Here is a 13,290-nt window from a genome sequence, read left to right on the forward strand (position 1 = left end):
GACGGTTTCGCGGGACGAGAGGGGATGTCAGACATGTGGAGGAATGTCCGGCCGCGCGTCGCTCATCTGTCCCCGCTGGAACGGGTCCGCCTGCGCCGCGTCGCGGTGCGGTACGCGCTGCACGGCTGGCCGGTCACGCCCGGCGCCTGCCTGGCCAACAGCCGCTTCGTCTGCGGCCGGGCCGGCTGCCCCACGGTGGGCTGCCACCCCGCCCTGGAGGACTGGGAGCACGCCGCCAGCACCGACCCGGCCCGGGTGGCCACCTGGTGGCGCAGCCGCCCGCACGGCGTCCTGCTGCCCACCGGCCGTGCGTTCGACGTCCTCGAGGTCGCCGCCCACCTGGGCCGGCAGGTGCTGGACGCGGTCGCCACCCATCCCGCCGGGCCCGGCGTACGCGGCCCGGCGCTGGTCACCCCGACCGGCCGCTGGATGTTCCTGGTCCGCCCCGGCGACCCGCTGCGCCCGGAACTGGAGCACTGCTTCCACGTGGTGCGGCACGGGCCCGGCTCGTGGATCCCGGCCCCGCCGACCCGGCTGCCCGAGGGGACGGTGCGCTGGGCGGTCGCCCCGGAGCAGGCCCGCTGGCAACTGCCCGACTCGTACCTGGTGCAGAACGCGCTGATCGCCGCGTTACGCGCGGCCGGTGTGACGCTCGGCGCGGACCTGTTCCCCGGCCACCTCCCGTTGCCCCGGCGCGGCCGCTGACCCACCCGTCCGCCCCGGACGGGTGGCCGACAGCGACCTCCCCGGCACCGGAATCGTTGAACCTGGCGAGGGCGCGTGCGCGCCGGAGCGGGGGTTTGAGGATGTCCAGGGACGACGCGGCCCGCCACACCGGCGGCACCGAGCCGGCGCGGCCCCGCCGCCGTGTGCACCCGTGGGCCTTCACCCGTCCCCTGGGCGTCCGCCCCGGCCGCCCCCGCCCGACGGGTTCCCGTCCCGCCATCCTCCACCGCCCCCTCCGCTGACCCCCCTCACCCCTCACCCCCGCCGATGCCGTTGATCAAGGAGTTTGTGTCCTCCAGCGCGGGCTAAACGGACACAAACTCCTTGATCACCGCGCTGGGGTGGGGATGGTGGGGAGGGTGCGGGAGTGGTGCAGGTGGGCGTCCTCGGTGACCACGGCGTGCTGCCAGGGGGACGATAGGCGGTCGAGCCAGGCTAGGCCCTGGGGGCCCATGGCCACCGCCGCTGTCGCGTACGCGTCGGCCACACCCAGGTCCGGGCCGGCCACCGTCACCGAGCGCAAGCCCTTCGCCGGTACGCCTCGACGCGGGTCGAGCACGTGGTGCCCGCGCTCGTACACGCCGGAGGTGGCGACCGCCAGGTCGGTGCCGGTCAGCACCAGACACGTCGCCGCCGCGTCCCACGGGTGCCGCACCCCGATCCGCCACGGCTGTCCGGCCGCGTCGTGGCCGCGTACCCGCACGTCGCCGCCCGCGTTCACGCAGTGGTTCGGCGCGCCGGCGGCGACCAGCCGGTCCGAGGCGACCTGCGCCGCCCAGCCCTTGACGTAGCCGGACGGGTCGAGCCGCCCGGTCGCGTACACGTCGAAGAACCCGTCGGTGGCGGTCCACAGGTCGGCGCAGGCCGCCAGCACGGCGCGCAGGTCGGCGGAGGCGTCGGCGGGCCGCAACTCGCCCCGGTCGATCCGGCACACCTCGCTGTCGTCCCGGTACGTGCTGAACCGCGCGTCCACCTCGCGCAGCCAGCCGAACGTGTCCTCGGCCAGCTCGTGCAGGGCCCCCGGGGGCAGGTCGTCGGCCAGGTCCAGGCTGATCGCCGTACCCATGACGTGCTCGACCCGGCGCAGGCCGGAACGAACCGTCACGCCTTGTCCAGCGCGGCCTGCAACGACTGCTTGTACGCGGTGCTGGTGTACGTGGCCCCGGAGACGGTGCTCAGGTTGGCGCTCTGCCGGGCCACCACCTCACCGGACGTGCCGCTGTAGCGGGCCTGCACGTCGTCGCTGCGCTGCCCGGACTGCCCGCCCAGCGGCAGTCCGATCGCCGTCGCGTCGACGACCCGGCTGCCGCTGAGCGTGATCCGCACCTGCAGTGAGCCGTACTCGTAGGTGACCGACGGCCCGGTCACCGTGCGGGTGGTGACCTTCGGCGCGCTGGTGGTGGTCCGCGGCGCGGCGGGTGCGGTGCTGGTACGGGTGCCGCCCCGGCTGGCCGGGCTGCGGTCGGCGGACGCCTTCGGGGTGGGCTTCGCCGAGGCGCGCGACGACGGCGTGGCGCTGCCGGACTCGGCGGCGGTGGGCGACGGCGGCTCGGGCGCGGCCGAGCCGCCCGGGGCGACCGGAGCCAACGCCACCGGCGCGTCCGGCAGGGTCTGCCCACTGCCCGGCGCGCCCTTGAGCACCACGAGCGCGGTGGTGCCGGCGGCCAGTCCGGTGATCGCGAGGAGCGCGCGACGCATGGTGGTGCCTTTCCTACAGCTCGAACGCGGTCAGGTGGATCTGGCGGCGGGGCACGCCGGCCGCGCGCAGCGCGGCGACCGCCTCGTCGACCAGGCCGCCCGGGCCGCACAGGTAGACGTCGCGCCGGGTCAGGTCGGGCACCAGGCGGCGCAGCCCCTCCGGGTTCATCACCTGGCGGGGGCCGGGGTCGTCACGGCGGCCGACGACGTACCAGACGGAGGTCTGCCGGGCCTGCGCGAGCCAGTCCAGCTCCTGGTGCAGCAGCACGTCGGCCGGGGTGCTCGCGCGGTAGATCAGCGCCGCGCCGGGCGGCAGCTCCTCCAGCATGGCCCGCAGCGGGGCGATGCCGCTGCCGCCGGCGATGAGCAGCGTCCGCTCCCGGGTGCGGTGCGCGGCCGTGAACGTGCCGGAGGGGCCCTGCGCCCAGACCCGGGTGCCCGGCGTCAGGTCGCGCAGCTCGGCGGTGTAGCCGCCGACGACCTTCACCGTGATCCGCAGCCACCTGTCGTTGCCGGCGGCGGAGACGGAGAACGGGTGCGACTGCCACCAGCAGCCGGGGTTGAGGAACCGCCAGCGGAAGAACTGCCCGCCGAGCAGGTCGATCTGGTTGAGCCGCTGCCCGGTCAGGTAGACCGACACGGTGTCCTGGCTCTCCGCCACGACGTCGGCGACGCGCAGCCGGTGCCGCAGGTTGAACGCCAGCAGCGCGAGCACCCGGCCCCACACCAGCGCGGCCACCACCAGCACGTATCCGGCGATCCAGCCGGTACGCACCAGGCCCGGCTGGTGCAGCTGCGCGCCGTTGCTGAACTGGTGCGCGTAGCCGAGCAGCAGCGTGAGGTAGCTGGCCGCGTGCAGCAGGTGCCACAGCTCGTACGGCAGGCGGCGGCGCACCGCGCGTACCGCGGTGACCGCGACGGTGACCAGCACGCCGGCCGCGGCGAACGCGGTGATCATGTCCTCGTAGTCGGTCAGCAGCACACCGACCTCGGCGAGCACCGAGTTGCGCTCCTGCCGGGAGTAGCCGACCACCAGCAGCGACATGTGCGTGAGCACCGCCACCAGCAGCGTCGCGCCGAGGTCCCGGTGCAGCCGGGAGATCCGCTCGCCGCCGAGCGCGCGTTCCAGCACGCCGAGCCGGCTCATCATCAGCACCTGGACCAGCAGCAGGTAGCCGGCGATCAGGCCGGTGATCCGGCCGCCCGCGGTGAGCAGGTCGGCGGTGTCGGTGAGCGACCCGGCCGGGGTGTCCAGCCACCACGGCACCACCGCGGCGACCAGACCGAGCCAGAAGAGCGCGGCGAGCGCCCGCCGGGCGCCGGGTCCGCGGCGCGGACGAGCCGGGGGTACGGGAGCAGCCGGACGGCCGCCGTACGGGGCGGAGTGCCCGGTACGACGGCCGGCGGCGCGGGTTTCCTGGTACGTCACGCGTAGATCTTGACCGGGGTGAACTTCTGCCGGGGGAAGATCTTGTCCACCTCGGCGTTTGTCAGGCCGAAGCGGCCCTGCGCGACCGATCCGTAGACGTTGAACATGTTGTTGTACTCCGGCACGTCGCCGCTGTCCAACTTGTCCAGCCCGTTCCAGGTGCCGAGCAGCGAGCTGGCCAGCTTGCGGCCGGACAGCACGGTGACCACGCCGCCGTGGCCGTGGTCGGTGCCGCCGCCGTTCGAGGCGACCCGGCGGCCGAACTCGCTGGACACCATGATCGTCACGTCCGCCGCCTGGTCGCCCAGGTCGGTGAAGAACGCGGCCATCGCGGCGGCCAGCTCGTTGAGCCGCCGCCAGAGCTGGCCGCCCTCGCGGGTGCCCTGGTTCTCGTGGGTGTCGTAGCCGCCCATGCCGACGGTGGCCACCCGCACGTTCGCGCCGCCCTTGATGAGCTGGGCGAGCTGCTTGAACGAGTTGCCGACGCCCCGGTACTCGACGCCCTCGGCGGCGGCGTACGGCTTGGCAGCGAGCTTCTGGGCGGTGGCGAGCGCGCCCATGCCCTCGATGACCGCTTCCTCCACCGGGTGGTTGATGCCGGTGAACAGGCCGCGGATCGCCTTCTCGGTGGCCGCGCGGAACTTGTCGTCGCCGTTGAGCCGCAGGTCGCCGACGCTGTTGAGGGAGATCGCGCCGTTCACGCCGACGAGCGAGCGCGGCAGCGTGCTGCCGATGCCGACGCTGCGGAACGCGGTGCCCTTGCCGAGCGCGTCGACCAGGCTGTCCAGCCAGCCCCGGCCGCCGGTCTCGCCGGGCAGGCCGCCCAGGTTGCAGGCGTCGGCGGCCTGGAAGTGGCTGCGGGACAGCCGCGGGTCGGACGCGGCCGGCACGAAGCCGAGCTGACCGGCCTTGAGCCACTTCTCCAGCGGCGCGAACGCGCTGGTCAGCTTGAAGCCGCGGGCCAGCGCCAGCGAGTCCTCGCCGAGCAGCAGGTCCGGGCGGGCCTTGGTGAGCACCGGGTCGCTCGCCGGGGCGACCAGGCTCAGCCCGTCCAGCCCGCCGTAGAGGAAGACGTGGATCAGCGTGCCGGTCTTCGTCGCGGCGAACGACGCCGACGTGGTGACGAACTGGGCCGTCGCCAGCGCGGTCGCGGTGGCCGCGGCGCCCGCGACGAAGGTACGGCGGGTGACGCCCCGGCCGTCCTGCTGCGCCTCCTCGATCTCCTCCAGCCGGCGGTACCGGTCGGCCTCGGCCGCGCTCTCGGCCGCGACGATGTCCGCCTCCGCGCGCAGCAGCGCCTCGGCCGGGTTGTCGGCCAGCCGCCGCAGGTCGGGGCATTCGGGGTGCAGGGGGTACGGGTTCACGGTCATCTCCATCGAATGCCTCACCGGAGGTGGTGCTGGGGGGACGCGAGGATCGTCCGCGCGACAGCGGCGATGGCCCCGTTGAAGGTGGCGTCGACCTTGGCGCTCTCGGCGACCCCGGCCACGGCGAGCACGAGCTTCTTCTCCTTGGCGCTGAGCTTCTGGTGCACCAGCCGCTGGGCCAGCGCGTCCACGTACGCCCCGGCGGTGGCCGGCGGCTTCGCCACCAGCTTCTCCGGCTTGGCGAAGGTGAACTGCTTGCGGTAGCCCGCGATCAGGTCGCCCGCCTCGTTCCAGCCGTCGATCATCGTGCCGGCCGAGGTCCAGGCCAGGTAGACGTCGGCGTAGCCGTCCGGGGTGGGCTTGCCCATCGGGTACTGGCCGAGTTCGCGCATCTTGTCCTGGATCTGCCGCAGGCCCTGCGCGAACGGGGTCCGCCGATTGTCGCCGGAGTAGCCGGGGGCCGCGTCCGGCGAGACGCCGAGCGCCCGGTACGTGGCGACCAGGTACTCCATCGGGCGGCGTACCTTCTGGCCGACCGCGGCCCAGAACTCCGAGGAGCTGAACAGCGTCGCCAGCACCGGGCGGATCTGCCCCTTGTTCGTGGTGTACGCCTTGGCGAGCCGGTCCACCACGGACTTCGGCGGGGTGTCGGAGACGAATCGGGTGGCGAGGTTCTGCGCCACGTACCGGGCGGTCGACGGGTGCGTCGCGATGTAACGGATGTACGAGTCGATGACCTTGTCGGCGGCCACCGGATCGTCGGAGTTGTTGGCGTGGCTGAACCCGAGGATCTTCACCTTGCCGAGGTAGTGCCGCTCGGCGAAGAACTTGTACTTGCCGTCGGCGACACCGCGTCCGGTCTGCAGCAGCGCGGCCTGGCGTACGTCCTTCTCGGTGTAGCCACCGTCGACGCCGACGGAGTACAGCTCCAGGTTCTCCCGGGCCAGGTTCTCGTTGACCGCGTCCTTGCGCGAGTCGACCTGGTTCAGGTAGAGCAGCAGCGCCGGGTGCTTGTTCGCGGCGACGAGCATCTCCGGGTAGCTGCCGAGCGCGTGCTTGCGGATGACGTCCCGGTCGAACGCGTTGCGGTAGTTCTCCCCGCCGTCGAAGTCGGCGGCGACGTGCAGGAAGTCGTTCCAGAAGTCGACCATCACCTCGAACAGCTGCCGGTCCGACCAGATCTGCCGGGCGATGGTGGCGTCCACCGTCTCCCGGGCCGGGTCGACGCCCTTCTCGTTGAGCTGCTCGCGCTGGTCGCGCAGCTGCGTCGGGCTGAGCTTGAGTGACTGCAGCTCGGCCAGCTTCAGCTCCGCCTTGGTCGGGGCGATCTTCTCCGGTTCGAGCTGCTGGCGCAGCCAGTCGTCGATGCCGAGCCGCTTGATGTCGGCGAGCATCTTCGGGGTCGCGCCGAACGTGGTGCGGGTGGCGAGGTGCCGGATCGGATCCTTGGCGAGCACCGTCTTCACGGTCACCTTGGTCGCCTCGGCGGCGGCGGCCGGGCTGCCGTAGAGCCGGCCGCCGGTGGGCGCGTTGCGCTTGAGCGCCTCGCCCGCCCGGGAGCCCATGTAGCTCTCGTTCTGCTCGGTGTAGGTCCGCACGGTGCTGGGCTGCTGGCCGCTCGGCCGCGCCGCGTTGCCGTCGGTGGTGACGGTGCCGGTGGCGTCACCGGCCGCTGCGTCACCGGTGAACAGTCCGCGTACCTGCGGAGACAGCGCGAAGGCGGCGCCACCGGCGACGACCGCGGCCCCACCGAGGGTGGCCAGCGCGCGGCGGCGACCCCGGTTCGGCGGCTCGTCGCCGTCGTCGTCCAGCGTGGGCAGTCCCGGGCCGGGCGGCGGGCCGTACCCGCCGGCAGGCTGGGCGTAGCCGCCCTGCTGGGGGAAGCCGCCCTGCGGCGGGTAGCCACCGGCGGCGGGGGCGAAGCCGTCCGGTCCGACCCACTGCGGGCCCGGCGCGGGGGCGGGGTGAGCGCCGGCGTACGGCGCGGCGTGCGGGTCGCGGTACCCGTCCGGATGGGGGTGCTGGTATCCGTCCCAGCCGCGGTCGTCCCGGGGTCGACGCGGTGGCACGTTCAGGTCGGCCATGTACCTATCCCGTTTTCTTCGAGTGCCGGCACGCCTGCCACCCGGGGGGTCGGGTGGCGCAGGGGCGGCGACGGTTGCCGGAGAAGTTGCCTACGGGAAAGTAGCCAGGCCGTCCCGGCCGCTCAAGGCACGCCGGATGCGCCCGCGAGCGCACTTAAGACGGTGCTCAGGCCCGCCGCGGAGGACCCGGCGGGGCGGCGAGTGCGCGGCGACGTCCGGAGCAGGGCCGATCCGGTCACGCACCGCCCGAACGCGAGGTTTCGCAGCCCGGCGAGGCCGCCGGGGGCGTTCACCGCCTCACCGAAACTTAAGGTACGGATAAGCCTGCGCTGAGAACCTCGTTCCGCCTGTCCGGTCCGGCGAAACAGCAGCAGCGGCGGCGCGTGACCGCCCTCCGATCCGGGTATGCCGCCGAACCGCTGAAGCCGTGAGGGGAAGGCACCGCCATGCTCAGCCAAGAGGATCAGCGCAGGTTCGAACAGATCACCCGCCGTCTGCGGGAGAGCGACCCTCGGTTCTTCGCCCGGTTGGACAGCCGGATAAAGGGACGCCGGGGCCGGTACATGATGCTGCTGACGATCGTGCTGTGGGCCTCGCTACCGGCGATGACAGTACTGGTCGGACGGCTGGCCGGGGCGATCTGCGCGGTGGTGCTGGTCGCCAACGCCGCCGTGATGTGGCGTTTCCGCCGCCGATTGCTGTAGGCGTAAGGAAGGGCCCCTTCTTAACGCCTCCGGTAGAGGAAGGGCCCCTTCTTAACGCGCGCCTTCGGCGCGACCGAACTCCGTGGGCGACGCGCCCTCGGTGCTGCCGAACTCCCGGTACGCCCGGCGCAGCCGCTCGGCCAGCCCCGGCCCGCCGATCGCGGCACCGGGCGACCCGAGCTGGCGCAGCAGCAGCTCCGGGCCGGTGGCGAGCGTGGGCGGCCGGTCCGGCAGCGCCACCGGCGCCAGCCAGAACCGGTCCAGATCCTCGTCCGGCTCGACCGCCGGCACCCCGGCCAGGGCCCGCGCCGCGCCGACGACCGGCACACCCGTCGTCGCCGCCGGGTCCGGTCCGGCGCCCGGGACCGATGCCGCGCCCGCGCCGAGCACACCGCCGTCCGCCACGGCGCCGCGCAGCGTACGCAGCCGGTCGAGCAGTTCGGCGCGGGACCGGCCACGCCAGTGCAGCAGGTGGAACGGGTCGGCGTCGAACGCCTCGGCGAGCAGGTAGAACGTGGCCGCCAGGTGTTTGCACGGCACCGCGAAGTCGGGGCAGCCGCAGCTCTGGTCCAGCTCGTCGATCTCGGCCGGGAACAGCGGCGCGCCCGCCTCGGCGAACAGCTCCTCCAGTTCGGCCGGCAGGTCGCCGGCGAGCAGCCGGGCGCTGAAGAACGCCTGCCCGGCCAGCTCCGACTCCAGCCGCCGCCACACCTTCTCCGGGTACGCGGCCAGCCCGATCCGCACCGGGTAGGGGCGCGGCCGGGAGCCCTGCACCTCGGCGGTGACCTTGCCGGGCGACACGTCCAGCCGGAGCACCTGCCCCCGGCGCGCGTACGCCCGGCCGCGGGTGAGCCGGGAGCCGAGCGCGAACGACTCCAGCACCTCCACGAACCGCCGGGACCACCAGGACTGCCCGATCGCGCCTCTGGTGCTGCGCGCCCGCAGGCCACCCTCGACCCGCAGCGGCGGCCGGTAGTCGTCAAAGCGGGGGCTCACTCGACCACCGCCCCGGACTCCAACGTGAACAGGTCCCGCAGCGTGTCGGTGGACAGCTCGGTGATCCACTGCTCGCCGCTGCCCACCACGGACCGGGCCAGGCTGCGCTTGTCCGCGATCATCGCGGCCACCTTCTCCTCGACGGTGCCGGCGCAGACGAACTTGCGTACCTGCACGCGGCGGCGCTGTCCGATGCGGAACGCCCGGTCGGTGGCCTGGTCCTCGACGGCCGGGTTCCACCACCGGTCCACGTGCACCACGTGGTTGGCGGCGGTCAGCGTGAGACCGGTGCCGCCGGCCTTGAGCGACAGCACGAACAGCGGCGGCCCCTGCGGCGACTGGAAGCGGGTCACCATGGCGTCCCGGTCGGCCTTGCCGACGCCGCCGTGCAGCAGCAGCACCTCCCGGCCGGTACGCGCCGACAGGTGCCCGCGCAGCATGCCGCCGAACTCGGCGTACTGGGTGAACAGCAGCGCCTTCTCCTCCGCGGCGAGCACCTCGTCGACGATCTCGTCGAGGCGTTCCAGCTTGCCGGAGCGGCCGTCCAGCGCGGAGCCGTCGTGCAGCAGCTGGGCGGGGTGGTTGCAGACCTGCTTGAGGCGGGTCATGGTGGCAAGCACCAGCCCGCGTCGTTCGATGCCGTCGCTGGACTCGATCTTCGCCATCATGTCGTCGACCACGGCCTGGTAGAGCGCGGCCTGCTCGGCGGTGAGGTTGCAGACCACCTCCATCTCCAGCTTCTCCGGCAGGTCGGTGATGATCGTCGGGTCGGTCTTGAGGCGGCGCAGCACGAACGGGCCGGTGATCCGGCGCAGCCGCTCGGCGACCTCGGCGTCGCCGTGCCGCTCGATCGGTTCGGCGAAGCGCTTGCGGAACGCCGCCGCCGGGCCGAGCAGCCCCGGATTCGCGAACTGCATGATCGACCAGAGGTCGGCGAGCCGGTTCTCCACCGGCGTACCGGTGACCGCGACCCGGTGCCGCGCGGGCAGTGAGCGGACCGCCTCGGCCTGCCGGGTGGCGGCGTTCTTGATCGCCTGCGCCTCGTCCACCACCACCCGGTGCCAGTCGACACCGGCCAGCTCGAACGCGTCCCGGGCGGCCACCGAGTACGTGGTGAGCACCAGGTCCGCCTCGCCCACCGCGGTGGCGAAGCCCTCGCCCCGGGCGCGCTCGGCGCCGTGGTGCACGTGTACGCGCAGGCCGGGCGCGAACTTCGCCGCCTCCCGCTGCCAGTTGCCGACGAGCGACATCGGGCAGACCAGCAGCGTGGGCCCGGCCTCCGGCGGGTCACCGGCGAGCAGCGCGAGCAGTTGGACGGTCTTGCCCAGCCCCATGTCGTCGGCGAGGATGCCGCCGAGCCCGAGCGACTGGAGGAACGCCAGCCAGGCCAGCCCGCGCCGCTGGTACGGCCGCAGCGTCCCGGTGAAACCCGGCGGCGGGTCGGCCGGGGTGAGCCGCCGTTCCGCCTCACCGGCGAGCAGTTCGCCGATCGCGCCGTCGGCGACCACGTCCAGCACCGGCAGCTCACCGGCACTGTCGTCACCGGACAGTCCCATCCGCAGCAGGTCGGCCACCGTCAGCTCGCCGGAGGAGCGCAGCAGCTTCAGCCCGGCCTCCAGCCGCTGCGGGTCCAGCTCGACCCACCGGCCGCGCAGCCGGACCAGCGGCGACTTCAGGTCGGCCAGCGACGCCAGTTCCTCGGCGGTCAGCGGCTGGTCGCCGAGCGCCAGCTCCCAGCGGTAGTCGACGAGTGCGTCCAGCCCCAGCTTCCCGGCGCTGGTGGCCACCGCTCCCGGCGCGCTCCGGCTGCGCGCCCGCAGCCGCGCGCCGAGCCGCGACGAGGAACGTCGCCACCACGACGGCAGCAGCACCCCGAACCCGGCCGCGTGCAGCACCGGCGCGCCCTCGCGCAGGAACCGGTGCGCGCCGTCGGCGTCCAGTTCCATGCCTTCCGGCGCGGCGGTACGCAACGCGGCGTCCACCTCGGGCCACAGCCGGCTGGCCCGGCCCAGCTCGGCCAGGAGCGTCTCCTGCGGCTCCACGCCCCGGGCGGCCAGCGCCGGCGCGGGCCGCTGCCAGATGTGCGCGGCGTCCACCACGAGCCCCGGCTCGTCGGCCGGGTGCAGGCCGAACTCGACCCGCCAGACGGCGTCCTCGACCAGCTCGGCGACCGGGTCGACGTCCGGCTCGACCAGGCGGAACGTGGCCCGTACCGCGCCGCCCGCGGCGTCGCGCTGCCAGGCGTCCAGTTCGTCGCGCAGCGTCGCCAGCGCGTCCGGCTCGGCGGGGAACGCGCGCTCCGGGCCGGTCAGCGCGGCCAGCCAGCGCGGCACCGCGCCGACCGGGCGCATTCCCCGGTGCAGCCGGGTGTCGGCCAGCGCCACCCGGGCGGCGGCGTCGGCCAGCGCGTCCAGCGCCTCGGCGACCAGCTCACCGGCTCCGATGTCGCCGGATCGCCCGGCCCACGCGCCGCCCGCCGGTTCGCCCGCCCGGCTGCTGTCCCGGACGGACCCGCTCGGCGAGCGCCCGCCCGGCATGGGCCCGGCGGCGTCCGTCCGCACATCCGCCGACGCCGGGGCGGCGGCCCCGCCAGGGCCTTCGCCCGCACCGACCGACGCCGCTGCCGGGCCCCACGGCTCGGGCCGCCATTCCCGGGCGGCGCGGGCCGCCGGTGGCAACGCCGTCGCCAGGTCGCGCGCCCAGCCCGCGTCGGTGCCGGTGAGCAGCGGCCGCCAGAGCGCCCACCCGGTCGCCACGTCGTCCGCCCCGACGGCCCGCAACCGCCGCCCGGCCCTCGCGCCGGAGGCCGCCGGTGACCGCCGCGCCGAGGCACGCCGGCCGGTCGCGGCCGGCCCGCCGTCGGGTCCACCACCACCGGGGTACGCGTCGAGCGCGACGGGCAGCAGCCGGCCGCGTGCGACCAGGTCGGTGGCGAAGTCGGCCAGCTCGCACAGGTGACGCAGGCTCGCCCCGACCGAGCCCGGCGTCGGCGCGCGCAGCAGCTCGTACGCGGCGTCCGGGGCGTACCCCAGGGCCGGGACCCGCCATCCGGCGCGGGTGACCGGGCCGCGGACCGGTTCCCCGACGGTGGCCCGGATCAGTTCCGGCGAGTCCACCGGCGAGCCGGCGCGGGTCGGCAGGTCCAGCAGGACGGAGACCGGCTCGCCCGGCATGCCGTCGAGCGCGGCGGCGAGCGTGGCGTGGTCGGCGGCGAACGGGTGCGGGCGCTCGCGCGGGACGCGGCCGGGCCGGCGGGGCCCGCGCGCCGGGCGCGTGCTGTCCTCGGCCCACAGGGCGAGCCCGCTACCGGGCAGCCACAGCCCGTGGATGACCAGCACTGCTCCCCCTCGCCGACGCCGGGGCCGGAAGACGGCGCCCGGGGAGTCAGGATAGGCCGCCGGGCGTCGCTATCGTCGGCGCCATGGTCGACCTTCTCGTGCTCGGCGGGCTCGGTGTGGACGTCCGCGTCCAGGTGCCCGCGCTGCCGCCGCCCGTCGCCGACTCGCTGCTGGTGCCGCCGATCGACATGCGGATCGGCAACACCGGCGCCGGGGTGGCGCTGGCCGCGCACGCGCTCGGCCTGCGAGTGGCGCTCGTCGACGTGCTGGGCGCCGACCCGGCAGGTGACGTGGTGCGGGCGGCGCTGGCGCGTACCTCGGTGCGGACCACGCTCGCGGACGCGCCGGCCGGCACCCGCCGCTCGGTGAACCTGGTCGACCCGGCCGGGCGGCGGATGTCGCTGCACGACCCGCGCCCGTGGTCGGGGCCGGCGCCGTTCGCCGACGCGGAGCTGGCCGCGCTCGTGGCCGAGGCGACCCACGTCCACCTGTCGATCATGGATTGGGCCCGGGACTCGCTGCCGGTGCTGCGCGCCGCCACGTCGGTCTCCACCGACCTGCACGACTGGGACGGCGACAACGACTACCACCGTCCGTTCGCCCGGATCGCGGACCTGGTCTTCGTCAGCGACACCCGGCTCGGCGAGCGGGCCGCGAAGGAGGCGGCCGAGCTGGCGCCGCGCACGGTGCTGGTCACCGGCGGCGCGGCCGGCGCGACGCTGCACACCCCCGGCGCGCCGCCGGCGCACGTGCCAGCCGCCACCCCGCCGGGGCCGGTGGTGGACACCAACGGCGCCGGGGACGCGTTCGCGGCCGGGGTGATCGCCGCCCGGCTGCGCGGCGCGGACGTGCTCGACGCGGCCCGGTACGCCGCCCGGGTGGCCGCCGCGGCCTGTACGCACGACGGGATGGAGTATCCGGACGGGCTGCTGCCCCGGGCCTGAGGCG

10 protein-coding genes are annotated in these 13,290 nt (G+C 74.7%); 3 read left to right on the forward strand and 7 right to left on the reverse strand.

The features are described from left to right. The first annotated feature begins 33 nt into the window (after positions 1 to 33). Complete coding sequence (locus DQE82_RS11015; protein WP_036344045.1) at positions 34 to 705, forward strand: bifunctional DNA primase/polymerase; 672 nt, start codon at positions 34 to 36, stop codon at positions 703 to 705. Between the two features lie 349 nt (positions 706 to 1,054). Here the strand turns inward: DQE82_RS11015 and DQE82_RS11020 are convergent, their stop codons facing one another. The 5 genes from DQE82_RS11020 to DQE82_RS11040 are packed head-to-tail and all read right to left on the reverse strand — an operon-like array spanning position 1,055 to position 7,304. Continuing rightward, on the reverse strand, positions 1,055 to 1,792 hold the full coding sequence (locus tag DQE82_RS11020; protein WP_113972736.1) for an FAD:protein FMN transferase: 738 nt from the start codon (positions 1,790 to 1,792) through the stop codon (positions 1,055 to 1,057). Between the two features lie 35 nt (positions 1,793 to 1,827). Beyond that, positions 1,828 to 2,424 (reverse strand): FMN-binding protein, encoded by a 597-nt coding sequence (locus DQE82_RS11025; protein ID WP_113972592.1) that lies wholly within the window; start codon positions 2,422 to 2,424, stop codon positions 1,828 to 1,830. A gap of 13 nt (positions 2,425 to 2,437) precedes the next feature. Continuing rightward, positions 2,438 to 3,853 carry a ferric reductase-like transmembrane domain-containing protein gene (locus DQE82_RS11030; protein WP_113972593.1) on the reverse strand — a complete coding sequence of 472 codons (1,416 nt, stop codon included), beginning with the start codon at positions 3,851 to 3,853 and terminating at the stop codon, positions 2,438 to 2,440. Continuing rightward, complete coding sequence (locus tag DQE82_RS11035; protein ID WP_223201459.1) at positions 3,850 to 5,223, reverse strand: DUF1501 domain-containing protein; 1,374 nt, start codon at positions 5,221 to 5,223, stop codon at positions 3,850 to 3,852. The genes DQE82_RS11030 and DQE82_RS11035 overlap by 4 nt, the downstream gene beginning before the upstream one ends. A 14-nt stretch (positions 5,224 to 5,237) precedes the next feature. Next, entirely contained in the window at positions 5,238 to 7,304 is a 2,067-nt protein-coding gene (locus DQE82_RS11040; protein ID WP_064448260.1) for a DUF1800 domain-containing protein, read from the reverse strand. A 446-nt stretch (positions 7,305 to 7,750) separates the two neighbouring features. Between DQE82_RS11040 and DQE82_RS11045 the strand changes: the two genes are divergently transcribed. Continuing rightward, on the forward strand, positions 7,751 to 8,008 hold the full coding sequence (locus DQE82_RS11045; RefSeq protein ID WP_043329246.1) for a DUF3040 domain-containing protein: 258 nt from the start codon (positions 7,751 to 7,753) through the stop codon (positions 8,006 to 8,008). Between the two features lie 51 nt (positions 8,009 to 8,059). Here the strand turns inward: DQE82_RS11045 and DQE82_RS11050 are convergent, their stop codons facing one another. Further along, a complete protein-coding gene (locus tag DQE82_RS11050) occupies positions 8,060 to 9,004 on the reverse strand; it encodes an SWIM zinc finger family protein (RefSeq protein WP_113972594.1) in 945 nt (314 codons plus the stop codon). Further along, entirely contained in the window at positions 9,001 to 12,342 is a 3,342-nt protein-coding gene (locus DQE82_RS11055; RefSeq protein WP_113972595.1) for a DEAD/DEAH box helicase, read from the reverse strand. Before DQE82_RS11055 ends, DQE82_RS11050 begins: the two co-directional genes overlap by 4 nt. Positions 12,343 to 12,425: 83 nt before the next feature. Here DQE82_RS11055 and DQE82_RS11060 point away from each other — a divergent pair, with 83 nt between their 5' ends. After that, entirely contained in the window at positions 12,426 to 13,286 is an 861-nt protein-coding gene (locus DQE82_RS11060) for a carbohydrate kinase family protein (RefSeq protein ID WP_113972596.1), read from the forward strand. Positions 13,287 to 13,290: the final 4 nt, after the last annotated feature.

Origin of the sequence: Micromonospora sp. LHW51205 (genome assembly GCF_003315815.1) — a bacterium.
In the GTDB taxonomy this organism is placed as follows: domain Bacteria; phylum Actinomycetota; class Actinomycetes; order Mycobacteriales; family Micromonosporaceae; genus Micromonospora; species Micromonospora chalcea.

What these genes read in the sequence shown, in the direction of transcription:
- DQE82_RS11015 (WP_036344045.1), top strand. Translation starts at nt 34, where the DNA reads ATGTGGAGGAATGTCCGGCCGCGCGTCGCTCATCTGTCCCCGCTGGAA.
- DQE82_RS11020 (WP_113972736.1), bottom strand. Translation starts at nt 1,792, where the DNA reads ATGGGTACGGCGATCAGCCTGGACCTGGCCGACGACCTGCCCCCGGGG.
- DQE82_RS11025 (WP_113972592.1), bottom strand. Translation starts at nt 2,424, where the DNA reads ATGCGTCGCGCGCTCCTCGCGATCACCGGACTGGCCGCCGGCACCACC.
- DQE82_RS11035 (WP_223201459.1), bottom strand. Translation starts at nt 5,223, where the DNA reads ATGACCGTGAACCCGTACCCCCTGCACCCCGAATGCCCCGACCTGCGG.
- DQE82_RS11040 (WP_064448260.1), bottom strand. Translation starts at nt 7,304, where the DNA reads ATGGCCGACCTGAACGTGCCACCGCGTCGACCCCGGGACGACCGCGGC.
- DQE82_RS11045 (WP_043329246.1), top strand. Translation starts at nt 7,751, where the DNA reads ATGCTCAGCCAAGAGGATCAGCGCAGGTTCGAACAGATCACCCGCCGT.
- DQE82_RS11060 (WP_113972596.1), top strand. Translation starts at nt 12,426, where the DNA reads ATGGTCGACCTTCTCGTGCTCGGCGGGCTCGGTGTGGACGTCCGCGTC.